The organism is Marinobacter sp. ST-43 (assembly GCF_030541085.1).
Lineage (GTDB): Bacteria > Pseudomonadota > Gammaproteobacteria > Pseudomonadales > Oleiphilaceae > Marinobacter > Marinobacter nauticus.
Window position 1 is genome coordinate 41014 of the sequence record NZ_JASSVO010000013.1, and the last position, 26304, is coordinate 67317.

General features: G+C 59.6%; 20 protein-coding genes. 10 read left to right on the forward strand and 10 right to left on the reverse strand.

Features of this window, described 5'->3' with window-relative positions; genetic code table 11:
- Positions 1 to 5: 5 nt before the first annotated feature.
- Together QPL98_RS14485 and QPL98_RS14490 are read right to left on the reverse strand one after the other, a co-directional pair.
- Entirely contained in the window at positions 6 to 1058 is a 1053-nt protein-coding gene (locus QPL98_RS14485; RefSeq protein WP_303293500.1) for an efflux RND transporter periplasmic adaptor subunit, read from the reverse strand.
- Positions 1059 to 1247: 189 nt separating this feature from the next.
- Complete coding sequence (locus QPL98_RS14490) at positions 1248 to 3293, reverse strand: TonB-dependent receptor (protein ID WP_303293501.1); 2046 nt, start codon at positions 3291 to 3293, stop codon at positions 1248 to 1250.
- Between the two features lie 251 nt (positions 3294 to 3544).
- On the opposite strand from QPL98_RS14490, the gene gdhA reads away from it, so the two are divergent.
- The 5 genes from gdhA to QPL98_RS14515 all read left to right on the forward strand — a co-directional run bounded on the left by gdhA (position 3545) and on the right by QPL98_RS14515 (position 11728).
- Positions 3545 to 4894: an NADP-specific glutamate dehydrogenase gene (gdhA, locus tag QPL98_RS14495; protein ID WP_113879565.1), complete on the forward strand. Its 1350-nt coding sequence runs from the start codon at positions 3545 to 3547 to the stop codon at positions 4892 to 4894.
- Between the two features lie 7 nt (positions 4895 to 4901).
- On the forward strand, positions 4902 to 7490 hold the full coding sequence (locus QPL98_RS14500) for a PEP/pyruvate-binding domain-containing protein (protein ID WP_303293502.1): 2589 nt from the start codon (positions 4902 to 4904) through the stop codon (positions 7488 to 7490).
- A gap of 49 nt (positions 7491 to 7539) precedes the next feature.
- On the forward strand, positions 7540 to 8811 hold the full coding sequence (locus QPL98_RS14505; protein WP_303293503.1) for a HAMP domain-containing sensor histidine kinase: 1272 nt from the start codon (positions 7540 to 7542) through the stop codon (positions 8809 to 8811).
- A gap of 2 nt (positions 8812 to 8813) precedes the next feature.
- A complete protein-coding gene (locus tag QPL98_RS14510; protein WP_113879567.1) occupies positions 8814 to 9347 on the forward strand; it encodes a response regulator transcription factor in 534 nt (177 codons plus the stop codon).
- 251 nt (positions 9348 to 9598) lie between these two features.
- Complete coding sequence (locus QPL98_RS14515; RefSeq protein ID WP_014420214.1) at positions 9599 to 11728, forward strand: bifunctional diguanylate cyclase/phosphodiesterase; 2130 nt, start codon at positions 9599 to 9601, stop codon at positions 11726 to 11728.
- A 9-nt stretch (positions 11729 to 11737) separates the two neighbouring features.
- On the opposite strand, the gene QPL98_RS14520 is transcribed toward QPL98_RS14515, so the two are convergent.
- The 8 genes from QPL98_RS14520 to QPL98_RS14555 all read right to left on the reverse strand — a co-directional run bounded on the left by QPL98_RS14520 (position 11738) and on the right by QPL98_RS14555 (position 21029).
- A complete protein-coding gene (locus tag QPL98_RS14520) occupies positions 11738 to 12397 on the reverse strand; it encodes an energy-coupling factor ABC transporter permease (protein ID WP_014420213.1) in 660 nt (219 codons plus the stop codon).
- 88 nt (positions 12398 to 12485) lie between these two features.
- Positions 12486 to 14210, reverse strand: coding sequence for a SulP family inorganic anion transporter (locus tag QPL98_RS14525; protein WP_303293504.1), 1725 nt, complete (start codon positions 14208 to 14210; stop codon positions 12486 to 12488).
- Positions 14211 to 14217: 7 nt separating this feature from the next.
- Positions 14218 to 15084: an MBL fold metallo-hydrolase gene (locus tag QPL98_RS14530; RefSeq protein WP_199453593.1), complete on the reverse strand. Its 867-nt coding sequence runs from the start codon at positions 15082 to 15084 to the stop codon at positions 14218 to 14220.
- Positions 15085 to 15166: 82 nt separating this feature from the next.
- Entirely contained in the window at positions 15167 to 16681 is a 1515-nt protein-coding gene (locus QPL98_RS14535; protein WP_199453591.1) for a diguanylate cyclase, read from the reverse strand.
- Positions 16682 to 16759: 78 nt separating this feature from the next.
- Positions 16760 to 17380 carry a hypothetical protein gene (locus QPL98_RS14540; RefSeq protein WP_303293505.1) on the reverse strand — a complete coding sequence of 207 codons (621 nt, stop codon included), beginning with the start codon at positions 17378 to 17380 and terminating at the stop codon, positions 16760 to 16762.
- Positions 17377 to 18159 carry an SDR family oxidoreductase gene (locus QPL98_RS14545; RefSeq protein ID WP_153739792.1) on the reverse strand — a complete coding sequence of 261 codons (783 nt, stop codon included), beginning with the start codon at positions 18157 to 18159 and terminating at the stop codon, positions 17377 to 17379. Before QPL98_RS14545 ends, QPL98_RS14540 begins: the two co-directional genes overlap by 4 nt.
- Positions 18146 to 20335, reverse strand: coding sequence for an AMP-binding protein (locus QPL98_RS14550; protein WP_153739791.1), 2190 nt, complete (start codon positions 20333 to 20335; stop codon positions 18146 to 18148). The genes QPL98_RS14545 and QPL98_RS14550 overlap by 14 nt, the downstream gene beginning before the upstream one ends.
- Positions 20319 to 21029, reverse strand: coding sequence for a thermostable hemolysin (locus tag QPL98_RS14555; protein WP_181861270.1), 711 nt, complete (start codon positions 21027 to 21029; stop codon positions 20319 to 20321). Before QPL98_RS14555 ends, QPL98_RS14550 begins: the two co-directional genes overlap by 17 nt.
- 226 nt (positions 21030 to 21255) lie before the next feature.
- Here QPL98_RS14555 and QPL98_RS14560 point away from each other — a divergent pair, with 226 nt between their 5' ends.
- From QPL98_RS14560 to QPL98_RS14580, 5 genes are read left to right on the forward strand one after another with little or no spacing between them, the layout of a single operon-like run.
- On the forward strand, positions 21256 to 21663 hold the full coding sequence (locus tag QPL98_RS14560; RefSeq protein ID WP_011783843.1) for a GtrA family protein: 408 nt from the start codon (positions 21256 to 21258) through the stop codon (positions 21661 to 21663).
- Positions 21635 to 22642 (forward strand): glycosyltransferase family 2 protein, encoded by a 1008-nt coding sequence (locus QPL98_RS14565; RefSeq protein WP_278349798.1) that lies wholly within the window; start codon positions 21635 to 21637, stop codon positions 22640 to 22642. The genes QPL98_RS14560 and QPL98_RS14565 overlap by 29 nt, the downstream gene beginning before the upstream one ends.
- Positions 22626 to 24173, forward strand: coding sequence for a glycosyltransferase family 39 protein (locus QPL98_RS14570; protein WP_114434339.1), 1548 nt, complete (start codon positions 22626 to 22628; stop codon positions 24171 to 24173). Before QPL98_RS14565 ends, QPL98_RS14570 begins: the two co-directional genes overlap by 17 nt.
- Before the next feature lie 25 nt (positions 24174 to 24198).
- A complete protein-coding gene (locus QPL98_RS14575) occupies positions 24199 to 24882 on the forward strand; it encodes a response regulator transcription factor (protein WP_011783840.1) in 684 nt (227 codons plus the stop codon).
- Positions 24879 to 26291 (forward strand): ATP-binding protein, encoded by a 1413-nt coding sequence (locus tag QPL98_RS14580; protein ID WP_303293506.1) that lies wholly within the window; start codon positions 24879 to 24881, stop codon positions 26289 to 26291. The genes QPL98_RS14575 and QPL98_RS14580 overlap by 4 nt, the downstream gene beginning before the upstream one ends.
- Positions 26292 to 26304: the final 13 nt, after the last annotated feature.

Genomic DNA, 26304 nt, shown 5'->3' on the forward strand with positions numbered 1-26304 from the left:
GCCGCTTACTCCCCGCTTGCCGCTGAGGAACCGGGCATGGCCAGTGTTTCGCTGCCCACCAGAACCCCCGGGTTGGTCACCACCTGTTCACCGGCACTGAGCCCCGACAACACCTCCAGCCGCTGACCATCGCGAACGCCGGGCCGAATCTGGCGCAGCCGTGGTTCGCCCTCAGGGTTGATCACGAACACGGCCCGCAGTTCACTGCGCTGAAGCAGGGCAGACGCCGGAATCCACAGCGCCTCCCGGCTCGCCACCGGCACACTCACTTTCACCAGCATGCCCGGGAACAAGGCACCATTGGGTTCGTTTAGCTGAAGGCGCAGCCGGAAGGTATGGGTTTGAGGGTTGGCATAGGGATAGAAGGTCATCTCGCCGGTCTCCAGCATGCGGCCATCGGGCAGGGTCACGGTGGCCTGGCGCTGGCTGCGGGCCACGTCGGCGTATTTCTGGGGCAGATCCACCACCACCCGCAGCTGTTCGAGGGACAAACCGCTAAGCAAAGGCTGGCCGGGGCTCACAGACTCACCCAGCTCGACATGCCGTTCGGTGAGAATGCCGCCATAGGGGGCGATAATACGGGTGTAGTCCAGCTGCTTGCGGGCTTCGGCCACCGCCGCTTCCGCCCTTTCCACCCTGGCCTGAGCAGCGCTCATATTATTGCGGGCCTGGTCGAATTCCTGCCGGGACACCAGGCCCCGTTCATGAATGGCTTCGATTCTTTGATACTGCTGACGGGCATCCTGCAACCCGGAACGGGCTTCCTGCAATCCGGCTTCAGCCTGGTTGAGCCGGGCCTGCTGTTCGCTGTCTTCCAGGCGCACGATCAGATCACCGGCGGCAACAGAATCATCCACATCAAAGGGCAGCTCCACCACCGTACCGCTGGTCTGGGCGGATACGGTACTCTGCTGAACCGCTTCAATAACACCATCAAGATGGGCGGTTTCCTGCAGGGTGGCCCGCGTTACCGCCTGCGTTTCCACGGTCTCAGCCGATAAAGCGGAACTGATCAGCATCAGAAGCAGCACCCGAATCGCCTGAACACACTTACCCATCTTCGTTATTCCTTTAGAGAATTACTTGATAACCAATTGTAGCATTACCCCTGACACCCTTCAGTCTAGTTGCTGTCCTTGCGAACCGGGTTTGATCAACGACAAAAAAACCCCGGATGGAGTGACCTCCACCCGGGGTATCAATGTCACCCGCCGGCTATGAGAAGCGGGTAACCGCCATAATCGTTTTTACCACCGGGCCGTAAGCGCTGCGCGCAATGTGCGCCCCGGCTCATTGACCCGGAACACCCCACTGTCGGCCAGGTTGTCCTTACTGACATGGTTCGCCCAGGTATTGTCGAACAGGTTATCCACTGCCCAGGTCAGGCTCAGATTGGCCATGAGCGGGTGGGTGCCGGACAGGTTGAATACGCCGTATCCTGGCGAAGTACTGGGGTCCAGTCCGGATTCAAGATCTACCCGATCCTGGCGACGGGCCAGTTGCCATTCGGCCTCCAGAGTATGGCCCTGATAATGCCAGCCCAGGGTCTGGATAAACTGGATAGGCGGAATCCGCGGCAGCGCCTTGTCGGCATCCCGGTTTTCGCCGCGCACGGAAGCCAGCTTGCTGGTGCTGCTCCAGGTACCGTTGCTCCACCCCAGCATGCCCTCTACGCCGAGCAGGCGGGCGCTGATATTTTCGTAGCGGGTATCCGTGGTGTTATTGGGATTGAGGATGTCAAAGCGGTAAACATAGTCATCCACCTGGTCCACCCAGACAGCCGGGCGCCAGCTCCACTCGCCCTGATTGCCGGGCAGGCTGACTTCCAGCTTGTGGTGTTTTTCGGTGTCCAGATCCGGGTTTCCAATCCAACTGCCTTTCATGGTCTTACGGGCAACGTAGCGCTCATTCACGCTGGGGGAGCGCACGCTGTGGCTGGCCGTAACTTCAAGGGCCTGGACCGAAGAAAAACGCCACTCCCCGGTCAGGAAACCGCTTACGTTGTCATCGTTGGCTTCGGTATCGCTTGCACCATAGGCCGAGGCGTAAAGCCCGGAAGGGGAGAACGTCATCATACCGCCGGCCATCGGAGTAAACGTCTGATCGGCACGGGTGGCATCCATTTCCACACGGTCATAACGGATGCCGGCACCGAGGCGGGCATTGGCGCGTATCTGGTGGAAGGCTTCCACAAACACACCTACCCGGTCTCGCTCGACGCCCGGCCACATCAAAGAGGCCTCGTGGTCGAGATTCATGCCGTTGTACATGGTGGCATCCCACTCATTGCTTTCCACATCGACACCAAAGGCAATGTCTTTGGTGTAGTTGATGGTCTGATCCAGCACCAGTCGGGCGCCCCGGGTACGGGTTTCCGAGTTGGTCTGCATTTTCATGGGCATACCCATATTTACCGGCGGCTCACGCAGGCTGAAGTTATCCATCACGTGATCCACCTCTGCCTGCCATGCCATCAGGTTCCAGCCGCCGCTGGCAACCGGCGCGCCCAGCTCCAGCCGGTACAGGTCGGTATCCGTTGTCGGTGCATCCATACCCCGGCCGGGAAACTTTACATCCCGCTCTTCCTGGCGGCTGACCAGGCCCTTGATGTAAAAGCCATTATCAGCCGTCCAGGCGGCATCCACCCGGCCTCCAGAGTTTTTATAGGCGCTGCGGACTTCGTTACCGTCGCCGTCTTCATAGTCGTCGGCTTCGTCGTAGCCGCCGGCAAGGCGAATGAAGGTATCCTTGCTGCCGGCCGCCACACTGCCGTTAACCAGCTTGCCTTCGCCATTGTCGGCACCGCCGACCGTCAGGTGGCCAGTGGTGCGGTTATCATCAGCAAATTCCGGGGCGGCGGTAGTGGCCACAACCTGGCCGCCGGCAATCGGGCCCCAGCGCAGGGTGCGGTTGCTGGTGCGCACTTCCAGCACCGGCGCCAGCGCTGTGCTCAAACGGCTGGTGGGCGGATCCATCCGGCTCGGACAAGCCCCTTCAACCCGCATGCCGTCGAGCAGCACCTCAACCCGCTCTTCGTTCTGGCCACGGATCACCGGATCAAGACCACGGCCGCCCATGCGTGACAGGGAAACCCCCGCATCCGAGGACAGTCGCTGTACGGGTTCGGTCTGAATGGCCGCGGCAGAGAGCCGGGCGGCTTCGGCAGACTGACCTTCAGTCACCCGGATCAACATCGGGGCATCGGTTTCAGACTGGGCGTTGGCAAGAGGTGCGACAGCATAGCCGGCCATCACAAGGCTGATACAGCGAGCCAGGTGGGTCTTTCTCATCATGGGTTGGCGGTCCTTGGGGCGTTTTGATCAGGTATTTTGCTAATTAGCCGGAATTGTATGCCGCTTCATTTTCATTGGCTTGAGACACAATGCCGCACCCCCTTGGGGGTATCTCCGTCGGGTAGAGCGCGGGGCTTCGCAGCAGATTTACTTGCCAAATACCGCACCCCTGTGGTGCAATCAGTGCCCTTTTTTTGGGCGGTCGCATTTTCCTGCGACTTTCAATACGCGTATTCCGAGGGCATGACACCATGACTGCAAAACTCGACGAAAAGCTCGAACCGATCTTCCAGGACGTTCTTCATCGCAACCCGGGTGAAAAAGAATTCCACCAGGCGGTTCACGAAGTGCTGGAAACCCTGGGGCCCGTATTGGTGAAATACCCGGAGTTCGCGGACAAGAAGATTATCCAGCGCATCTGCGAACCCGAGCGCCAGATCATCTTCCGTGTGCCCTGGCAGGACGACAGTGGTGAAATTCACATCAACCGCGCCTTCCGCGTCGAGTTCAACAGTGCCCTTGGCCCCTATAAAGGTGGCATGCGTTTCCACCCATCGGTGTACCTGGGCATCATCAAGTTCCTGGGCTTCGAACAGATCTTCAAAAACGCCCTGACCGGCCTGCCCATCGGCGGCGGTAAAGGCGGTAGCGACTTCGACCCGAAAGGCAAGTCCGACGACGAAATCATGCGTTTCTGCCAGAGCCTGATGACCGAACTGTACCGTCACTTGGGCGAATACACCGACGTTCCCGCCGGTGACATCGGCGTAGGCGGCCGCGAGATCGGCTACCTGTTCGGCCAGTACAAGCGCATCACCAACCGTTACGAGTCCGGCGTCTTCACCGGCAAGGGCCTGGACTGGGGCGGAAGCCGCGCCCGTACCGAAGCCACCGGTTACGGCACCGTGTTCTTCACCCACGAAATGCTGAAAGCCCGTGGTGACTCGCTGGAAGGCAAGACTGTAGTGGTGTCGGGCTCTGGCAACGTGGCCATCTATGCCATCGAAAAGTGCCACGAACTGGGCGCTAAAGTGATTGCCTGCTCTGACTCCCAGGGCATGATCGTGCATGAGAAAGGCATTGACCTGCAGACCGTCAAGCGCATCAAGGAAGTGGAGCGCCGCCGTATCAGCGCCTACACTGAGTTCCACAAGGATGCCAAGTACGTGGAAGACGGCAACATCTGGAGCATTCCGTGTGATGTGGCCCTGCCTTGCGCCACCCAGAACGAGCTCAATGGCAGCGATGCCAAGATGCTGGTAGAAAATGGCTGTATCGCGGTTGCTGAAGGCGCCAACATGCCCACCACGCCGGAAGGCATCATCATCTTCCAGGACGCCAAGATTGCGTACGGCCCGGGCAAGGCCGCTAACGCTGGCGGTGTTGCCACTTCCGCCCTGGAAATGCAGCAGAACGCCAGCCGCGACTCCTGGACTTTCGATTACACCCAGAAGCGCCTTGAGGAAATCATGATCGATATCCACAAGAACTGTTACGAAACTGCCGCCGAATTCGGCGCACAGGGTAACTACGTGCTGGGTGCCAACATCAACGGTTTCATCCGTGTGGCCAAGGCCATGACCGCCATGGGCGTGATCTGATCGCGCCATGACCAGCCAGCAGCCTCACCAGACCGCAGACCGGGTTTCCACCGGGCTGCCCGGTCTGGATGAGGTGCTGGATGGCCTACGAATCGGCGACAACGTTGTCTGGCGGGTCTCCGATCTGGACGACTACCGCCGATTCGTTCTTCCCTTTCTGGACGCCGCCGCCGACGCCGGCCGACAGATTATCTACCTCCGCTTCGGCGAGCATCCCCCGATCATTAACCGGCACCCAGCGGTGCGCACCATCACCATTGATGCCCTCGGCGGCTTCGAAAGTTTTACCAGCCGAGTCTGGCACCTGATAGAACAGCATGGCCGCGGCGCCTTCTACGTGTGCGACAGCCTGAGTGAGCTACTGAACGCCTGGGCCACCGATGCCATGGTGGGAAATTTTTTCCGGGTGGTGTGTCCCTTCCTGTTCGAGCTGGATACTGTCGCCTGGTTCGCCCTGCACCCGGACCGACACTCCCGGATGACCCTGGACCGGATTCGCCAGACCACCCAGGTGATGATCGATGTGCACCGCCACGGCGAGGATGTGCAGATTCATCCCATCAAGGCCTGGCGCCGCCAGTCGCCGACCATGTTCCTGCCTCATCGGGAACAGGCTGGCCAGTTTCGGCCAATTACCGACAGCAGCGATGCCACCCGCTTACAGGCCTCGCTGGAATCCGGGCACCTGCATCGCCAGCCACTGCTGGATTACTGGGACAGACTGTTCCAGGAAGCCAGCCGGGCCGTTTTTGAACAGGATCAGGCCTGCATGCCTGATCTGCAGGAGCAGGTTCTGCAGGTGATGATCAGCCGCGACCCCAAGATTCTCGAACTGGCCCGGCGCTACCTGACTCTGGAAGATCTGCTCACCATCCGCAGCCGTCTGGTTGGCAGCGGTTATATTGGTGGCAAGGCCACAGGTATGCTGATTGCCAGGAACATTCTGTTGAAAGATGCCCCGGAACTCTGGCAGCCGAATCTGGAACCCCACGATTCCAGCTACCTGGGCACCGACGCCTACTATGCTTTTCTGGTCCATAACGGCCTCTGGCCGGCCATCATGCGACAACGCTCACCAGAAGGTTATCTCAGTGAAGCACCCGCCCTGCGCAAGGCCATCCTGACCGGGCAATTCCCGGCGGAAGTCCGTTCGGAGCTGGAACGCCTGCTTGACCATTATGGCCAGTATCCCATCCTGGTGCGCTCATCCAGCCTGCAGGAGGATGGTTTCGGCAACGCCTTTGCCGGCAAATACGACAGCGTCTTCCTGATCAACCAGGGGGCACCGGAACAGCGACTGGCGGAACTGGAAGATGCCATCCGACAGGTCTACGCCTCGTCCATGAGCGACGACGCTCTGGTGTACCGTAAACAACGAGGCCTGGATCAGCGCGAGGAACCCATGGCCCTGTTAATCCAGCGGGTAAATGGCCGTTTCCATGGCCGCTATTACCTGCCCGATGCCGCCGGCGTTGGCGTGTCCAGAAACACCTTTGCCTGGGACAGCACCATGGACCCGAAAGCGGGCATGGTCCGCCTGGTTATGGGGCTTGGCACCCGGGCCGTGGACCGGATTGAAGGCGACCACGCCTGCGTGATGGCGCTGGATCATCCCGGCCGGCAACCTTTTCGCAATCCGGACGAACATTACCGGTTCTCCCAACATCTGGTGGACCTGCTCGACCTGCAGGAAGGCCATCTGGAAACCCGGCCCCTGAGCCAGTTACTGGAAACCGTTAGCGACCTGCCCATGGCGCACATGGGCGAGATCGACCGGGCCGCCAGTGCTCGGGCGGAACAGATTGGCCTGCCAGGGCCTGTGTGGCGGCTCACCTTCCGGCCGCTGGTTCAGGCCAGCTCGTTTATTCAGCGGCTGTCGTCCTTGTTATCGACCCTGGAGGCCGGCTATCAGCATCCCGTGGATGTCGAGTTCACCCTGCACCTGGATGAGCACGGCGAACCGGCCTTCAACCTGGTGCAGTGCCGGCCACTGGCCACCATTGGCGAAACCGGCCCAGTCACACTGCCGGAACACCTGCCAGCAGAGCGGGAGATTTTCCGCACCCAGGGCCATTTCATGGGCGGCAACATCAATCTGGCGATCGAGCGGGTCATCCGTGTAGATGCAGCTGTTTACGCCAGTCTGAATACCAACCAGCGTTACGAAGTCGCCCGCCGTGTCGGCGAGATCGTGCGGGAATCCAGCAAAAGCACCCTGCTGATCGGCCCCGGCCGCTGGGGCACCAGCAGCCCGGAACTGGGCGTACCGGTCAGGTTTGCCGATATCGCCGGGGTCAGTGCTTTGGTGGAGATATCCGAAAACGCCGGCGACATGGTGCCGGATCTGTCCTATGGCTCTCATTTCTTTCAGGATCTGGTGGAAACCGGTATTGCCTATGTGGCGCTGTTTCCTGAATCAGACCAGTGCCGCTACCGACCTGACCTTCTGCCTGGCGAAATCTCCCAGCCTGACAACGCCAGTGACATTGAGCGCGCCGTCCGGGTATATGTCACCGACCAGACACCCCTGCAACTGACCGGTGATGTGGTTCGGCAGGAACTGGTGTGCTACCGGCCGGTTGACCCGAAGCAATAGCCAGAGGTTTTTCGCGCCGACATCGGCTACACGCTGGTAGAATGCCCCCATGGAATGGCTGACACACTCACAGACCGGTTTTCGCCAGGCCGCCCGTTACCTTCTGGGCATGCGGCTGGCCATCATTGTCACCTTGCTGGTGGCCGTTGCGGTTGCCGAAACCACCATCACCCTTGCTCATCGGGCCGAGGCGCTGCTGCTGTGCCTGCTATACGGTGTACTGGCCACGCTCGGATGGTTATGGTTCAGCCGGCGCCCGCCCGCCTCGGCGGTTTTTGTCAGCCTTACCCTGGCAGCCGATCTGGTACTGATCGGGTTCTGGCTTTACCTTACCGGAGGCTACACCAACCCTCTGGTCTCGCTCCTGCTGCTGCCGATCGCGGTCGCCATCATCCTGGTGCCTGGGCGCCACAGTATCGTCCTGACAGTATCCGGTGTTCTGGTGTATACCGCCCTGGTGCTCTGGCATACGCCCGCCATTGAACATCAGCATCACGGCGGCGACCTGGCCCAGCTACATCTGGTGGGTATGTGGGTGACCTTTGCCCTGACTGCCGCCATTCTGCTCCTGGTAGTGGGCACCCTGGCCCGCCAACTCAGAGCACAGCAATCCCAGCTTGGACAGTTCCGGGAAAACCGGCTTCGCGACGAACAGATTATTTCTCTGGGCCTGTCAGCAGCGGCCGTCGCCCATCGTCTCGGAACGCCCCTGAACACCATGACGTTATTGCTGGATGAAATTCGCTGTGCCACCTCTGATCAGGGCGACAAGCATCTGGAGGATGATCTGAGCATGATGCAACAGCAGCTGGCACTGTGCAGTGGCCATCTCCAGCAGCTGACCCAGGCGGCCGTCGAAGCCCGCAACGCAAAACTGGAAAACCTGCCGGTGTCCGCCTGGCTCAAACGGCTTCGGGAGTCTGCAACCTTGCTCTGGCCCGCCGGGCCGATACGCTGGGCGGACGATTGTCCCGAGGCCATGGTTGCGGTAGATGCCACCCTCGATCAGGCGGTACTGAACCTGCTCGCCAACGCCCTCACCGCCAGCCCGCAATGGGTCGCGGTCAGTTGCCAGAGGGCCGACAATGCACGAGTAGAGTTCATCGTCGAAGACCACGGCGATGGTCTGGAAAGTGCCTTTGCCGGTGCGCCGGGCGAAGACGTGGTGGATTCCCGCAACGGCCTGGGGGTGGGGCTGTTTCTGTCCAACGCCACCATACAGCGACTGGGCGGCCACCTTCGTGCCCGGGTGAGCGACCAGGGCACCACCATGGTGATCGACCTTCCGATGTCTGGCGCACCTTCCACGGGAGTTATCTGAACATGACAGACCGCGAATGCTGGTTGCTGATTGATGACGATGAGAGCTTTCTGCAGGTACTAAGTCGCTCTCTTGCACGACAGGGCGTGGAGAGCGCGACGGCCAGTAACCGGGCGGATGCGCTCCGGGCCCTTGGCGAGAAGCACTTTAACCGCTGCGTGCTGGACCTGAATCTGGCGGGTGAGAGCGGCCTGCAATTACTGCCAGAGCTGCTGCAACACGATGACAATCTGGAGGTACTGGTACTGACCGGCTACGGCAGTATCGCCACGGCGGTGGAGGCCATGCGCCGTGGCGCCGCAAACTATCTGTGCAAACCGGTCACCGTCAGCCAGCTGATACAGGGCTTTGAACCCCTTGAGGGCGGCCCCGCACTGCGCCAGGAACCGCCCTCGGTGGAGGAAATGGAGTGGGAACATATCCAGCGGGTGCTGAATGAACACGAGGGCAATATATCCGCAACGGCCAGGGCTCTGAACATGCACCGCCGAACTCTGCAACGAAAACTCCAGAAGCATTCCCGCTGGCGACAGTGAATCTCCTAGCTGTCCTGAAACGGTAAAAATCTCACTTCGAATTGACGATCGTCAACTTCCTGAAACCAAGGTCGAATGCCTTCCAATCCCGGATGCGGTAGCATCCCCGGCAACCTCCCTTTGCAAGAAACGGATAACAGGCACACGGCAAATACGGAGGTTGCGGGTAGCCAATCATTGCTATACTCGCAAACAGTTCTCACATGGAGAGGAGGAAGCCGAAAGCCACCGATAACCGGAACACCTGATCTATGCCCAACACCCCGGATACCCCTCAGCCTGCCACGGATATCGACCCGAAACGACTGGCGCTGGTGGCCACCGCCACCCGCAACATGGCACTGATTCTGGACGCCGGTGGCTGCATCGAGTGGGTCAATCAGGCGTTTGAGAAGCACACTGGCTACTCGTTGAATTCGGTGCGCGGGAAACTGCCGAATCAGGTTCTGGCTGGCCCGGATACGGATCTGGAGACCGTCAGCCGGATACATCGCCACCTGTTCCGGGGCGAGGCGTTTGAAGAAGACATCCTGCACTACACCGCCAACGGCGAACCTTACTGGGTACACACCTACTGCACACCCGTCGATGGAGAGGACGGCATTGAACCCGGCTTTGTGGTAATCCAGACCAACATCTCCGACCGGAAAAACAGCGAACGCGGCCTGCGCATCGCTGCCAGCGTCTTTGATCGCAGCCACGAGGCGATTGTCATCACCGATCACCTCAACCACATTATCGATGTAAACCCAGCGTTTTCCCGGATTACCGGATACAGCCGTCAGGAAGTACTCGGCCTCAACCCTTCCATTCTAAGCTCTGGCCGCCATTCCCGGGAATACTACCGTTCCATGTGGCAGTCCATCGAAAAAACCGATCACTGGCGCGGAGAGGTGTGGAATCGCCGAAAAAACGGTGAGGAATATGTGGAACTGCTATCCATCAGCCGGGTGCACCTGGAAGAACCCGGCAAACATTATTATGTGGCGGCGTTCTCCGATATCACTGCCCTGAAGAATCACGCCAAAGAGCTCGACCGGGCCGCGAATTACGACGACCTCACCGGCCTGCCCAACCGCCAGCTTCTGGAAGAGCGGTTGCGATCCGCCAGGGCGCACGCGGACCGGCAGAAACGCTCACTCGCCATCTGCTATCTTGACCTGGACGGATTCAAGGGTATCAACGATGAACTCGGCCACGATTTCGGCGACGAGGCCCTCCGCATGGTGGCGGAACGGCTCACCCGAAGTCTCCGCAGCGGAGATACCGTCGCCCGAATCGGCGGCGATGAATTTGTTCTGCTGATTCAGAGCGATCATTCCGAGCCGCTGTATCAGCGTATCCTGAGCTCGGTCAGTGAGCCTTTCGACATGGCGGGTAAAGCGGTAAATCTGACCGCCAGCCTCGGCGTCACCCTGTACCCGGAGGATGATACCGACGCCGAAGGCCTGATCCGCCATGCCGACCAGGCCATGTATGCTGCCAAAGAGAAAGGCCGCAACCAGTTTTATATTTTTGATCCAGGCCAATATGCCTTCCGCAAGGAACGTCGGAACCTGCTGATGGAGATTTCCCGAGCCCTGGAGAACGAGGAATTCGAACTCTACTTCCAGCCACAACTGCGCATGGCCGACTGTCAGGTGATTGCCTTTGAGGCCCTGATTCGCTGGAACCACCCCGAAAAAGGACTGATTACCCCCGATGCCTTTCTGCCGGCGGTGGCCAACAGTCACCTGGAGATCCCCCTGGGCCAATGGGTGCTGAAAGAAGCGATTCACCAGATGAACCGATGGCGGGAAGCCGGCGAAGCTCTGGGAGTCAGCATCAATATCAGCGCGCCCCACCTGATGGACCGGAAGTTTGCGGACTACCTGGAAGGCTATCTGCAAAGCCATCCGGAAGTGAGCCCCGGGCAAATCACTCTGGAAGTGCTGGAATCCACGGCGCTGGAGGACACCAAGCGCGCCAGCAATGTGCTGGCGCGCTGCCAGTCTCTGGGCCTGCAGGTGGCACTGGATGACTTTGGCACCGGGTTTTCATCGCTAACCTACCTGCGCACCCTGCCGGTGGATGTCATCAAGATTGATCAGAGCTTTGTCCGCAACATGCTCACCGACGCCAATGACCGCGCTATCGTTGAAAGCGTGATCTTCCTGGCTCAGCGCTTTGACCATCCTGTGCTGGCGGAAGGCGTGGAGACCATGGATCATGCCGCCGCATTGCGGGACATGGGCTGCAATCTGGTTCAGGGCTACGGCATCGCCCGCCCGATGCCATCCGGAGAGGTACTGGAGTGGCTGCAAAACTGGCGCCGTCAGGTCGAATCCAGAAAGGAAATCCAGCAACTGCAGGCGGCTTCCGAACAGGGCGAGGGCATCTGAACAGCACGCTTACCGGTAGCGGCTCTGATCCAGCGTACTGAGCCGGTCCGGATGGAATACCATCAGGCCAGTGACAAAGGTGCCGTTGATGAAACCCTCCGGAATCATGAACAGCGGCAGATACCTCAGATACTCATGCACCAGTTCATCAAAACTGTAGGTACCGCTGCTCCATAGCATCAGGCACATCACCATGCCCGCCGCGGCAACCGACAGACCGGCTCCAAAAAAACCACAGAAGAAGATGTAAGCGAAGAAGTTACGGAAATTGCGCCGCCGTTCCCACAACATGATGCCATGGCTGACCAGGGCTGGCACCATCACCGTAATCAGGCCGTTAGCGGCAAACATCAGTAGCGGCTCGCGCCCGGTGATGACGGTGATCACCAGGGCCAGCAGGCCCGCCAGCACGGCCAGAGCCCAACCCAGCATCAGGGTAATCACCGTGATGCCAAAGATGTGAATCGCCAATCCTGGTGAAATACCTGCCCGTAACTGCCAGACAAAACCCAGAATCACCGCAGCACCAAAAAACGAATGCTGCAGGGCGTTATCCTTGCGCAAGGCGGACCAGTCGACAGAACGCACCGCTTTCAACAGGATCACCGCAAACAACACGGCGGTGATCAGCCATTGACTGGTGGAGAGCAGGTTGTCGGTCATTCCCATGGCGTTTTACCGGTGCGGGTGCGATTGGAAATAGGGGGCAGTGTCTACACATACCCCATACACCGTCAATGGGATCACACCGTTCAGGTCAAGCCGCCAACGCCGCCCGGTCCGTGAGCGCTTGCCAGGCTTCATAAGTGCTCAGGAAAATGCGTCCGCCCAGGTGTTCCAGCAACTCCGTGCCTTTGAGCCGGTCCATGACCGGGCCCTTGATTTCCGAGAAATGCAGACGCACCCCGGCGTCGCGCAGCCGTTCGTTAATCGCTTCCAGGCTTTCCAGGGCTGAGGCGTCAATAAGGTTCACCGCCGGACACACCAGCACCAGATCGGTCAGCTCCGGCTCCCGGGTAACCAGATCCATCACGGTTTCTTCAAGGAAACGGGCATTGGCGAAATACAGGCTTTCATCCACCCGCAGGAAGGTAACTTTGGGACAGAGTTCCACCTCATGGCGCAGCACGTTGCGGAAATGCTCGGTGCCTGGCACCCGACCCACCACGGCACTGTGGGGGCGACTGGTGCGGTACAGGAACAGACCGATCGATAACGCCACCCCGGCAATGATACCGGCCTCGACACTGTGAGCGAGCGTGAGCAGGATGGTCGCCAGCATGGCCCCGAAATCGGTACGGGAATAGCGGAAGGTGCGGCCCAGGGCAGGCAGATCAATCAGGGTGATCACCGCCACAATAATGGTCGCCGCCAGCGTCGCCTGGGGCAGCCAGGCTATCGCCGGCGTGAGGAACAGAGTCGCCAGGGCAATGCCCACCGCCGTGTAGGCACCGGCGGCCGGTGTTTCTGCGCCGGCATCGAAGTTCACCACCGAACGGGAAAAGCCACCGGTAACCGGCATACCGCCCGACAGGCCGGACCCCAGATTGGCGGTACCCAGACCAATCAGCTCCTGGTCCGGGTCAATGCGCTGGCGCCGTTTGGCCGCCAGGGTCTGACCCACGGAAACCGATTCCACGAAACCCACCACACTGATCAGCAAGGCGCTGACCGCCAGTTGGGACCACAGGCCAATATCCAGACTGGGCATGGTGAAGGCAGGCAATCCTGACGGTACCTCACCGACCAGTCGCACTCCCTGCTCATCAAGCCGCAATACCCAGGCAACCAGAGCGGTGACGAGCACCGCCAGAATGGGCGCGGTCTTGGTCAGGATATCGGCCGCCCGGGGCGCCAGGCCAAATCGATGCAGTACCGGTTTCAGGTACCGGCGCGACCACAACAGGAACATCAAGGCCCCGCCCCCGATCAACAGCGTGGGCACGTTGGTATTGCCCAGGGAAACCAGTAACGAGTGACCAATATCCAGCAAGTTGTGGCCATTGGCCTGGATACCGAACAAGTGCTTGAGCTGGCTGGCGGCAATGACAATGCCCGAGGCGGTAATAAACCCGGATATCACCGGATGGCTCAGGAAGTTAGCCAGGAATCCCAGCCGCAGAACCCCCATCAAGGTCAGCATCAGGCCAGACATCACCGCCAGCAAGATAGCTCCAGCCAGATACTCAGCAGTGCCCGCCTCGGCCAGTGGCGCCAGAGCAGCCGCCGTCATCAGCGAGGCCACCGCCACCGGGCCAACAGAGAGGGTGCGACTGGTTCCGAACACCGCATAGATCACCAGTGGCAGGATGCTGGCGTACAACCCGACCTGCGCCGGGAGGCCTGCCAGCAGAGCGTAGGCCAGGGACTGCGGAATCAGCATAACGGTGACAATGACGGCAGCCACCAGATCACTGGTGGCCTGGTCACGACCGTAGGATGGCGCCCATTGCAGAATGGGCAGATAGCGTTTCAGATTCATGCGCGGCTCAGAACAGGTTGACCGGTACCTTCAGGTACACCTGGCCGTTGTCTTCTGCAGGCGGCATATGGCCCGCCCGCATATTCACCTGCACCGACGGCAGGATAAGTCTCGGCATATCCAGCGTTGCGTCCCGCTCGGTGCGCATCTTCACGAACTGCTCTTCCGACACACCATCGTGCACGTGCACATTGGCCCGGCGCTGCTCGGCCACGGTGGTCATGTGCTGGTATTCATCACGGTCAGGAGCCTTGTAATCATGGCACAGGAAGATGCGAGTCTCCGGCGGCAACGCCAGAACTTTCTGGATGGACTGATACAGAACCCGGGCATCTCCGCCCGGGAAATCACAGCGGGCCGTGCCGTAATCCGGCATAAACAGGGTATCGCCCACAAATGCGGCGTCGCCAATCACATAGGTGAGGCAGGCCGGTGTATGGCCGGGCGTATGTAGCACACTGCCTTCGAGGCTGCCGATCGCAAAGGTGTCGCCTTCCTCAAAGAGCCGGTCAAACTGACTGCCATCGCGGGCAAACTCGGTACCGGCGTTAAAGGCCTTGCCGAAAATTTCCTGTACCTGAATGATTTTTGCCCCGATACCGGTTTTGCCTCCGAGCTTGTCATGCAGGTAGGGAGCTGCTGACAGGTGATCCGCATGTACGTGAGTTTCCAGAATCCATTCCACGGTCAGATCGTTCGCCTGGATGTACTGAATAATCTCGTCGGCCGAGCGCACATCGGTGCGGCCAGCGGCATAATCGAAATCCAGCACCGAATCCAGAATCGCACAAGCCCGGCTGCCGGGATCGCGCACGACATAACTGAAGGTGTTAGTGGGTTCGTCGAAAAAATGCTGAACGATGGGCTGAGTCATGGTGTTCACCTTTGAAGTCGCCAGTTCTTTAATTTGATCTAAGGATATACTGAAACGATATATAAGGTGAAATGCTGTTTTCTTATATGCGCGATAATCCCGATGCATCAACCAGGCAATCCCGGCCCCCATCTTTGGCCTGGTACAGCCTATCATCTGCCCTGGCAATCATTGCCTCCGGGGTGGCCGGCTCGTCTGTCAGCTCCGACACGCACACCGCCCCGGCGCTGACCGTAATGCTCAATGCCTTGCCGTCGACCAACCATTCCTCCTCCCTTACTGCTTCCATGATTCGCATCACCAGGGCTTGCACATCCCTCTCGGTTACTCCGGTAAAGACCACCAGAAATTCCTCACCCCCGAAGCGGGACACTACATCGGTGGTTCTGGTGTGGGCGAGCAGGAGGTCGGTAAATCGCATCAGTACCTGATCGCCTGCCAGGTGGCCCAGGCTGTCGTTTATCCGTTTGAAGTGATCAATATCGAACATGGCCAGGCAGAAACGGTCACCATGGCGATTGCTGGCAGCAAGGATCTCGTCCAGCCGGGGCATCAGGTAACGACGGTTATGCAGTCCAGTCAGGGGATCACGAATCGACTGGTTAAGCAGGTCCTCTTCCAGCCGGTTGCGTTCCAACGCACCGGACAGCAGACCAGAGACAATAATCAACAGATCCGCCATATCCCGCCGCCAACTCCGCCGGGATAACGAATCCACACCAAAGAAGCCCATCACCTGGCCGCGGATCCGGACAGGGACGCAGAACATGGAACTGACTCCCTGCTGCTCCAGCAATGCCCGCTCATTTGCGGCCTCAGGCGGCAAATCCGCAGTATCCTCAATGAACACCACCTTGCTCTGGGCCTCCATCAGGCGAATCTGTTGCTGCCACCAGCGGAAATCGTCAATCGGCACCGCCTGCTGATCCGCCATCAACGATGGCACACCCGGGGCACACCATTCGTGGGTATTGGTCATGGTGGCAAAGTCCGGCGAAAAGGCATAGACGTAGGCGCGATCAACGCTGAAGAAGGCGCCGATGGATCTGAGCAACTCATCAATGCAGTCGTCGATGGAGCCAAATCCGAGATGAATGAACTCACTGGAAAGCCGGGCAATCAGCTTCTGGAAACCCGCCTGGAACGAGAATTCCGCTTCACTATCCCGAAGATGCTGCTCCAGCTCCTTGTAGTGCTGAATGTTGTGGAACTGGCCATACCAGAGGGTGCTGCCGTCCGATTGCCGCTCCGGCACGGAATGGGCTTCGTACCATTGGTACTCGCCATTCTTCATCCTCAGCCGGGCGCGGTAACACCAGGGTTGCAGCGTTCGCACCGAGTGCAGGATGCTCTCACCTACTCCGGCCGCATCGTCAGGATGAATGACCCGGAAAACCGCATCGGCATTTTCCCGGAGCTTTTGCGGCTCGACGCCGAACAGTTCTTTTACCTGGTCGCTGACGTAGGGATAGCGGTGTGACTGATGATCGGCACTGAGCCAATAGGTAAACAGCACGCCCGGCACGCCGGATGCCAGCTTCTGAAAAAACCGGGCCGACAGGCCCTCTGGCTGCTCATCGTCGGGCTGGCTCGCCATAAATGGCCGGTCTCCCTGCTATTGTCTACACTAGGTTCTTTTAGTGTAGTCCAGCCCGACAGTCGCGGCGAATGCTCTTCAAAGACTGTCCAGGCGGGCCTTTGCTTCTGCCTTACGGCCGGCATCCGCCACTTCACGACCAGGTCTCGACGGGGCTGCCAACACTTTTTCAAGATAGACCCGGGCCCGTTGCGACTCGTTCTGCTCCGCCAGAAAATCTCCAAAGAAGTAATTGGCATCAATACCGTCCGGGTTGATTGCCAGCGATTTCTGCAGGTACTTCCGGGCCATCTCATCATCCCCGAACCCCAGCGGCCAGCCCGGCACCTGATAATACAGGCTACCCAGCGAGGTATAGGCTGAGCCATCCAGCGCCTCCGGAGCGATCTTCAGGGCCGCTTCCAGGGAGGCCCGGGCCTCTTTCACCAGCCCCAGCGCACCCAGGCCGCCTTTGGCACCTGCGTAGGTGCTGAGCACAATACCCTGCCAGATCAGCGGTTCGGCACGGCCCGGATAATCAGCGACAAAGGTCTCGGCCTCTTTGGCCAGTGCCTCAAATGCCTTTTCCTTATCATCTTCGGGCAACTGATACTGGATCTGAGCCCAGCGTTGCTGGATTTGGGCCAGTTCCGCCTGCATGTCCTGAGCCCACAGGGGCATGGCCATGACCCCCGCCAACATCATTACGATCCACTTCATGACACCACTCCTGAATCCAGAAAGCGCCGGATCACCGGCAGCTGTTTTAACATCGCTTTATCCACAAGCTTCGGCAGGATGCCGTTGATCACCACAAACAGTTTTTCCGGCCAGCCGAGAAACCGCCGACGTTCATCTTTTTTCATCGCCTGAAGAATCTGGGCTGCGACAGCGTCCGGTGCGTCCATGGCATTGCCCAGGGCACGGTTCAGCTCGTTCACCGGCGCCGGGTTCATGGCCGTGGCCGTGGCTCTGGGCGCTACGTACACCACCTGCACCGGGGTGTCCGCCAGCTCCCGGCGCAGGGCTTCGCTGAAGCCGCGCAGGCCGAACTTGCTGGCGCAATAGGCGGTGTAGCCGGGAAACCCGATGCTGCCGAAGGTGGACCCCACCAACACCAGGGCGCCCACGCCGGCTTTACGGAAACGAGGCACAAAATGCCGGGCCACCAGCATGGCGGAACGCAGATTGACCATAAGCTGTGCATCCAGGTCGCCGACGGCCATGGCATCCAGCGCCGCAAACCGGTTCTGGCCGGCGCAATGAATCACACCATCAATATCGGGATACACCTCACTCAACTGTTGAAGCTGTTGATCCAGCTCCGGGCTGGCCAGCTCCAGGTGTACCGGAGAAACGCCGGCGCGCTTTTCCAGCCGCTCCGGATGTCGGGTCGCAACGATCACCCGGGCTCCGCATTCCACCAGCGGCCCGATCAGGGCCTGGCCAATGCCACCGGTGCCACCCAGCAGCAGGAAGGTACGGTCATGCAGCCTCATGACGTTGCTCCTTGCCATGGGCCCGCAGCGGAATGCTGTGCAGCATATCGCCGTACAGGCGATACACCATGCGCGCGGCCTCAATGATGGCCTGCTGGTCCTCCGGATCGGTGATGTCGTTCATCAGGTTGCGGAAGAACTCGAAGTGGTCCTGATCCAGGGCGCCGTGAGAGTACAGATAACTGAACGCCTGATTGGGCAGGCCTAGCTGTTTCTGGATGGCTTCACCCAGGGGCGTTGCCAGCTCAATGGAGGTGCCCTCCAGCACCTGAACCATGCCAAAAAACGCCGCCGGGTTACCCCGCTGGATGCGGTCATACAGGTAGGCCACCATCAACTCGATGGAGGTATCGGGCTGGCCATGACGAATGGCTTCCTTGTCTTCGCCGCAGGCTTCAAGGTCGTTGAGAATCCACTCGTGGTGGCCGTATTCTTCCTCAATGTATTCCACCAGTGCCTTGCGCACGAATTCCAGCCGTTCGGGCAGCCGGCCACCACAGGCCATCATCAGTGGCACCGTATGCTTCACGTGGTGATAGGCCTGGATCAGGAACCAGGTGTAACCCTCAAGATCAAAGCGACCCTCGCGGATAGCCTGAATCACCGGGGCACCGGTGACATGGGCCCGGGCCTGTTCAGTTTCGGATTGCAGTCGGTCAAAAAATGCCATGTTGGAGTCTCCTGGCGTTGTCTGTTGGATAGAAGTGCCCGCAGGCACTGAGAGATTCATGAATAAGGGAAAGGATTCGGCCATGAGCCTGGGCAGGTCCGCCTGAATCTGGTGCCGCACCGGGCGACCGTTGGCCGTGATGTGGCCCTCGGCCTGGGTCAGCCGTTGCCGGCGCAGGTACACGGCCTGCAAGCGGGCATAATCCGGCAATCCGGCATTCAGCAACGTCAGGGCCGCACGTATATCGTCAGGGCTTCGGTTATCGGTGATCACCACCAACGCACCGGGTTGCGGCTCACCATCGCCAAATACCACGGCCTGAGCAGCCCCCAATGCCTGGACCAGTTCACTTTCCAGCCATTCCGGGCTGATGTTCCGACCAAAGCTGGTAATCAACAGGTTCTTGGCCCGACCGTTGACGGTCAGAAAGCCCTCTGTGTCCTGGTCGCCCAGATCGCCGGTGTCGAGCCAGTCATCGGCTTGCGGCTCATCACCGAGATATCCCAGATGGGTATTGCCCCGGACCAGAATCCGGTGCTCGTTATCCACCTTTACCTGAACATGCCCCAGGGGGAGGCCCACCGAGCCTTCACGTTCCGCTCCGGGCACGTTCAGCGCCACCACCGAGCCACATTCGGACAGGCCGTAGCCCTCGTACAGAGGCAACCCAATCGACCGTCCACGGGCCAACAGGTCCGGCGATACCCGGCCGCCGCCGACCGCCAGGAAGCGAAACGAATCCGTTGTCAGCAATCCCTGCTCGCCGGCATTGACCAGCGCCATCGCCAGCTCAGGCACCAGAATCACGGAATGGGGTTGATGCCGATTCAGGCCGGCCACCAGCTGGCCGAGATCGAGGCCACTGCTGCCGGTCATGCCCAGGGTCTGCAACGGGGCAACCGTCACCGTGGCGCCCATCAGCAGGGGCAGGTAAACCCCGGCAATGTTCTCCAGCAGGGTTGCCAGCGGCAGAATGCACAGGTGTTGCTCCAGCTCCACACCTTCCAGCCGCTGCTGCAGCGCACCGGCGGTCGCCGCCAGCTGCTGCGCCGACAGGCACACGCCCTTGGGGGTACCAGTACTGCCGGAGGTGAAGGTAATCTTGCCGGTGTGTTCCGGCATCCAGGAGGCAGCAGGGGACACCGGCAAATGTCTCAGCCAGACGCCATGACCGATCATCTCCGCCTGTTCTGCTTCGCCACTGAATACCAGGGCATCCAGCCCGGCCCGCTGAATCAGGTGCTCGGTCTGGCTTCTGGAAAAAAACACCGGCACCGGTACACACACCACGTCCGCCATCAGACAAGCCAGGTCCGCAACCACCCAGGCCGGGGTGTTGTCGCCACACAGGCCTATGCGTTTCACGCCCAGGCTCCGCAACTGCTCGGCCACCAACTGCGCCGCCCGCCATAGCTGCTGATAACTGAAACTGGCGGGCCCCTGCAGTGCAATGCGCTCCGGATGTTGCCGGACCCGCTGAGACAGGAGATCAGGCAAGGCGGCCATAGGCACCTCCCAGGTCCGCCTGCGGTTTATCCTCGACCGCAACAACCGGCTGCACCAGCTTCAGCAAGCCGGCGGCGCGCAAGGCCGCCATACCATCAGCGACCTTGATGGTCATCACCACCGGATGATGGTCGTAATAGCGACCCCAACCAGCGCCGCCATCCGGCAATTTTGAAGGGTCGGCATCCGCCAGCACCTGCGTGGCGATGCCGAGCCGATGGAAACTGTTGCGCAACTGGTCGGTACCGGTACACACCACCCAGTCATAGCCGGCAGCATCCAACCACACTGAGAGCGAGGCGAACAGATAGCGGCTGACCCCGGCTTCCACCCCGGCCAGGTGGGCAATTTCGGCAATACCGCTGCGCCTTGTTCCCGGTTCCGGCATCAGTGTTTGCACCGGCACCGACAGGTAATCCTCCAGAAAAAGCCGTTCCTGTTCCGCATTGCGCACGCCAACGGCGGCCAGCAGCGTTCCCTGAGCGGTTGTCAGGGCCAGAAGCCGTGGAATACGCAGGGAAGGCTCGGCCCCGTACGCGTGGAGGAAGCGGCGCCGAATGAAATCCGACACCGTGTGGGCCAATGGCGTGTTGGACTGGATTTCGCAAAACCACCGGCCAGCACAACGGACGGCCGGAACCAACTCCCCGGAATCCGGAGGACAACAGGTCGACATTGTTAACGGATCAGTCATGGCTGCCTTCTCTCTGCTTGCTTTTCCTGGCCCAGACGGACGCAGGGTCATGGCTGACAGATTAGAAAGGCTGGCTTAAACCAGTCTTAAGACGGCACCACAGAAACCTTAAGAGCGCCTTAAGGTTTCTGTGCCTGCACGGTTAAGGCTCACTTAAGAAAGGAGGGGTAGATTGCGGCCAACCTCGGGGCTATCCCGAAAACAATCGACACAGACGCAAACACCTATGCCCAAAGCTCGCCATTTTTTTCAACGCCGACTTGCCCGTTTCCTTGCAGCCGGCGGACTGGCCACGCTGTTGCATTGGCTGATGATGGGCCTGCTGGTTCAGGCCGGGCTTGACCCCAGGCTAGCAACAGCAACCGGAGCCACGGCCGGACTGGTTTTCAACTACGTGGCCCAGCATCAGTACGCGTTTGCCTCGAACCTGCCGCACCGAGTCGCGATGCCGCGATACCTGGCGGCAGCCAGTCTGGGCTGGACCCTGAACCTTTTCAGCTTCTCCGTTCTCAGCCTGGCTGGCCTCAAAGTCCTGTCAGCACAGTTCCTGGCCACGGCACTCGTCACGGTTGCCAATTACTTCTTTGCCAAGAGGTTTGTTTTCCATGAAAAAACAACGCTCAAGCTCCCCTGAACCTATGCTGAGCATAGTTATTCCGGTCCACAACGAGGCTGAAGTGCTCCCGGCCCTGCTGGCTCGACTCTGGACAACCGGGCAAAAGCTCGACGGCAGCTTTGAGCTGCTGTTTGTCGACGACGGCAGTCGGGATGATTCGGTCGCCATTCTGATGGCCGCCAGGCAACGGCAGCCAGAAATGCGTGTCTTGCAGTTGTCCCGAAACTTCGGCAAGGAGGCGGCAGTCTCGGCCGGCCTGGAGCACGCCCGCGGCGAGGCCGTGGTGCTTATGGATGCAGACCTTCAGGATCCCCCCGAACTGATTCCCGACATGCTTGCCGAATGGCGCAAAGGGGCCGATGTCGTGCTGATGAAACGCCGATCCCGGGCCGGCGAAAGCTGGCTTAAACGCATCACGGCCAGCCTTTTCTATCGTCTGATCAATCGGATCAGCGATTCTCCGATTCCGGTCGATACCGGCGACTTCCGGCTGATGAGCCGGCGCACGGTCGAGGCCCTGAACCGGCTTCCGGAACGCAACCGTTACCTCAAGGGCATGTTTGCCTGGGTCGGTATGCCCACCGTAACCCTGGAATTCGATCGCGACCCCCGAATCGCAGGCAGCACCAAGTGGAACTACCTGAAACTCTTACACCTGGCCATGGAGGGCATCACCTCATTCTCGACCCGACCACTGCGACTGGCCCTTGTGCTGGGTTTACTGGCCGCGGGGGCAGGCGGCACCGTTGGCCTCTGGGAGGTAATCCGGGCGCTGGCCTTCGGCATTTCAACACCGGGCTATGCCTCCCTGATTGCCATGATCACCTTCCTGTCCGGCGTCCAGCTTCTGTGTGTCGGCTTGTTGGGGGAATACATCGGGCGCATCTATATGGAAACCAAGCAACGCCCGGTCTTTATCGTGGCGGAAGATAGTCAGGAGACCATGACTTACATACAACCCATGCTGCGAGTGGCCGGCCATGACCAGAATCAGTAACACCTTGCTGTGGCTGCTGGTCTCGGTGCTTGCTGCCAGGCTCGGCCTGTCTGCCTTGTTGCCGTTCGCGGACACCACCGAGCCCCGCTACGCGGAGATGGCGCGGATCATGGCGGAAACCGGCGACTGGATAACCCCCTGGTTCGATATTGGTGTGCCTTTCTGGGGCAAGCCGCCCCTGTCGTTCTGGACTCAGGCACTGTCGTTCAAGCTGTTCGGCGTCAGCGAATTCGCCGGCCGACTGCCCTCCTGGCTGGCCAATGTCGGCATCGTCTGGCTGGTCTACAACCTGCGTCGCTACCTGCACCCCGACCCGCTCGGCCACGGAGCCAAAACTCAAGGGCTCTGGGCTGCGTTAATCTACGCCACTACGGCATTGGGCTTTCTGTCTGCCGGCACGGTAATGACGGATTCATTCCTGGCCCTTGGCACCAGCCTGACACTGGTGAGCCTGATCATTCGCCTGCAGGGGGGGCCGCCGCTCTGGGGCTGGCTGTTCTTCATCGGCCTGGCTACTGGCCTGCTGGCCAAGGGACCACTGGTTCTGGTGCTTGCTGGCCTGCCGGTGTTCCTCTGGGCGCTCACCTTCAACCGTTGGCAGACCCTCTGGCACAGTTTGCCCTGGGTGCGCGGGCTGGCCCTGACCCTGTTGATGTCAGCGCCCTGGTATGTCCTGGCAGAGCTGAAGACACCGGGTTTCCTGGATTACTTCATTGTCGGTGAGCACATCAAGCGCTTTGTCGTCAGCGGCTGGCAGGGTGACCTTTACGGCAGTGCCCATGATTTCCCCCGGGGCACGATCTGGCTCTATCTTGTGCTTGCCAGCATGCCCTGGGGGCTTGTCGCGGTGGCTGGCGTGCTTCGCAACCACTGGTGCGGCGCCTTCCAGCTGCAGCAATGGCATACTGGCGAACAACATGTCAGCGCGCTGGTACTCCTGGCCGCGGTGACACCGGCCGTGTTCTTTACCCTGGCCGGTAACATACTCTGGACCTATGTGCTGCCTGGTCTGCCATTTGTTGCCGCGCTCAGCTCCGGGCTACTGATGCCAGACATCGGCCGACGCTTGAAGCGTTCCTCAGTGGCCGCCACCCTTTTCATCCCCGTGCTTGGCTCACTTGCCAGCGGCTGGGTGAGCCTTCATCCGGAGCTGCTGAGAACGGAACGGGAGCTGGTGATGACCGCCAGTCATCTGTCTGACAAGCCCTCTGCGAGGCTTGTTTATACCGGCGAACCTCCGTTTTCTGCCCGGTTTTACAGCGCGGGTAGAGTTGATGGCATTGAGGTGGAAGCCCTCAGGCGCGAACTCGCTGATGGAAATCGAACGTTGCCCATCGCTGTAGCGGTGGATAAAGATCAGCGGGACTTGCTCGACCAACTGGAGCAGATAGCCGATCCGGTCGATCAAAACCGGCGTTACATTCTGTTTCTGCTGGAACCGGTAACCAAGAGTGCAGCGTTGAGCAATGATTCCGGCCGCACTCCGCCAGCTTTCAATTACACTGAAGAGCACAAACAACCTTTGAGTTGAACACCAAACGGATGGCTGTAACAGAATGCGCATACTTCTGACCGAAGATGACCACCCCCTGGCCAACACCATGTTGAGCATGCTCCGGGACGACCAGAATACCGTAGATTGGGTCGATGATGGCCAACAGGCTCTGAACGCCTTACTGAACGAGAGCTTTGACCTGGCCATTCTTGACTTGACGTTACCCCGTGTCGATGGCCTGGACATTGTCCGCCAGGTGAGGGAGCAGGGCGTAGAGTTGCCCATCATCATCCTGACTGCGCGGAGCGAACTGACCGAAAAACTACAGGGACTGGATGCAGGGGCAGACGATTACCTGACCAAGCCCTTTGCCATGTCAGAACTGAAAGCCCGGATAAGGGCGGTTACTCGCCGCCGCTCAGGCACACGAGTCTCAGGACTCAAGGTGGGGCGACTCGTGCTTGATCCGGACTCTGCGCAATTGCAGGTAGGCACAGAGACGTTCGTGCTACCCCGTAGCGAACTGCAGATCCTTCACTATCTGATGCGGCACCCTGATCAGGTGGCAACCAGACGACGTTTGGAGGAACAACTTTACGGCTGGGATCAGGGTGCCGAGAGCAACGCCCTGGAAGTTCACGTTCACCATCTGCGCCGGCGGCTGGGTAAGCAGGCCATTCGCACTGTGCGCGGCGTTGGCTACATGCTGGACAGCAAAGCAGCCTCGGAAGGCCAAGAAATATGAGCCTGACACGGAAGCTGATTCTGCTAATTACCAGCACTGTTTTTATGATCACTCTGATCGCGGCAGGCTGGGGGTTCTATGTCAGCAATCACCAGTTGGACGAACTGTTCGATGCGGAGCTGGCACAAAGTACCCGGATTGTGCAGGGGCTGGTGGAACATCTCTCGAGCACTCAGTCTATCGAGCAGTTAGCCTTTACGCTGTCGAAAACTCTCGAATTGCCGGACGCATTATTTCAGGGCGATGAAGAAGAGGACGAAATTCTGCCCGACGGTGCCGGGCATAAATACGAACGCAAAATCGCTTTCGAAGTCTGGTCTCCTGATCAACAACCTGTGCTGGACACGCTCCGGGCTAACGATGCCCAGGGCCTTGAGCCAGGATTTGCCTGGCAGGAGGCCGCCGGCTATCAATGGCGAACGTTTACCATGCGAGATACATCGACCGGATTCTGGATACGTACCGCCCAGCGAGAGGACGTTCGGGATGAACTGAGCCAGGAAATTGCGCTGGGCAACGTTCTGCCTTTTCTGTTGGCGTTGCCTCTACTGGCCATAGCCGTCCTGGCATCAATTCAGGTGAGCTTCAAGCCTTTGAGAAAGCTCGAAAAACCGGTTCGGAACATGGCGCCTGAGAACATCCATCCCCTCGATGATCGTCAGGCTCCGAAAGAAGTAGCTGGATTGGTGCACGCAGTCAACGGCCTGTTGAGACGGCTGAATCAGGCTCTGGAACGTGAACGCCGCTTCTCCGCTGATGCGGCACATGAGCTGCGAACCCCATTGGCCGCGCTGCGCCTGAATCTGGAGAAAGTTTACGGTGACAACCCCGAACAATATGGAGACCTTATCCAGGCCGTAGACCGAATGGTTCATCTGGTCGAACAAATGCTGTTACTGAGTCTGGTGGACTCCGGCGCTCAGTTTCCGCCGGAGCATCACAACCTTTCCGCCATTCTGGAACAAAGCATCGCAGATGTTGCACCGCTGGCGCTAAAGAAAAACATAGAGCCGGTGCTCCAGGACGAAACAGGTCAGTCCCTGATTAGCTGCCATAGTGCCCTGATTAACACCCTCATGCGCTCCTTGCTGGCTAACGCCATCCAATACAGTCCGCCTCATACCATAATCACCACCAATCTCGTTCCCGCAGGTGAAGGCTACGCCATTTCGGTTTGTGACCAGGGTCCTGGAATTCCCGCGGAGGAGCGTGAACGCGCACTCAGCCGGTTTGTGCGACTGGATCAACGTAAAGGAGGAGGCGCAGGGCTGGGGCTGGCGATTGCTCGGCGTATTGCCGAGCTCCATGGTGGCCATCTTATCCTGGCAGACAGGGCAGACGGTCAACCCGGGCTTTGTGTGCAAGTATGGCTGCCAGCACGATGCCCGGCGCTCACGAAACGCTCTTAAGATTCGGTTAAGC

Coding starts and splice junctions, on each gene's coding strand:
- QPL98_RS14485 (WP_303293500.1), bottom strand. CDS start 1,058: ATGGGTAAGTGTGTTCAGGCGATTCGGGTGCTGCTTCTGATGCTGATC.
- QPL98_RS14490 (WP_303293501.1), bottom strand. CDS start 3,293: ATGATGAGAAAGACCCACCTGGCTCGCTGTATCAGCCTTGTGATGGCC.
- gdhA (WP_113879565.1), top strand. CDS start 3,545: ATGACTGCAAAACTCGACGAAAAGCTCGAACCGATCTTCCAGGACGTT.
- QPL98_RS14500 (WP_303293502.1), top strand. CDS start 4,902: ATGACCAGCCAGCAGCCTCACCAGACCGCAGACCGGGTTTCCACCGGG.
- QPL98_RS14505 (WP_303293503.1), top strand. CDS start 7,540: ATGGAATGGCTGACACACTCACAGACCGGTTTTCGCCAGGCCGCCCGT.
- QPL98_RS14510 (WP_113879567.1), top strand. CDS start 8,814: ATGACAGACCGCGAATGCTGGTTGCTGATTGATGACGATGAGAGCTTT.
- QPL98_RS14515 (WP_014420214.1), top strand. CDS start 9,599: ATGCCCAACACCCCGGATACCCCTCAGCCTGCCACGGATATCGACCCG.
- QPL98_RS14520 (WP_014420213.1), bottom strand. CDS start 12,397: ATGGGAATGACCGACAACCTGCTCTCCACCAGTCAATGGCTGATCACC.
- QPL98_RS14525 (WP_303293504.1), bottom strand. CDS start 14,210: ATGAATCTGAAACGCTATCTGCCCATTCTGCAATGGGCGCCATCCTAC.
- QPL98_RS14530 (WP_199453593.1), bottom strand. CDS start 15,084: ATGACTCAGCCCATCGTTCAGCATTTTTTCGACGAACCCACTAACACC.
- QPL98_RS14535 (WP_199453591.1), bottom strand. CDS start 16,681: ATGGCGAGCCAGCCCGACGATGAGCAGCCAGAGGGCCTGTCGGCCCGG.
- QPL98_RS14540 (WP_303293505.1), bottom strand. CDS start 17,380: ATGAAGTGGATCGTAATGATGTTGGCGGGGGTCATGGCCATGCCCCTG.
- QPL98_RS14545 (WP_153739792.1), bottom strand. CDS start 18,159: ATGAGGCTGCATGACCGTACCTTCCTGCTGCTGGGTGGCACCGGTGGC.
- QPL98_RS14550 (WP_153739791.1), bottom strand. CDS start 20,335: ATGGCCGCCTTGCCTGATCTCCTGTCTCAGCGGGTCCGGCAACATCCG.
- QPL98_RS14555 (WP_181861270.1), bottom strand. CDS start 21,029: ATGACTGATCCGTTAACAATGTCGACCTGTTGTCCTCCGGATTCCGGG.
- QPL98_RS14560 (WP_011783843.1), top strand. CDS start 21,256: ATGCCCAAAGCTCGCCATTTTTTTCAACGCCGACTTGCCCGTTTCCTT.
- QPL98_RS14565 (WP_278349798.1), top strand. CDS start 21,635: ATGAAAAAACAACGCTCAAGCTCCCCTGAACCTATGCTGAGCATAGTT.
- QPL98_RS14570 (WP_114434339.1), top strand. CDS start 22,626: ATGACCAGAATCAGTAACACCTTGCTGTGGCTGCTGGTCTCGGTGCTT.
- QPL98_RS14575 (WP_011783840.1), top strand. CDS start 24,199: ATGCGCATACTTCTGACCGAAGATGACCACCCCCTGGCCAACACCATG.
- QPL98_RS14580 (WP_303293506.1), top strand. CDS start 24,879: ATGAGCCTGACACGGAAGCTGATTCTGCTAATTACCAGCACTGTTTTT.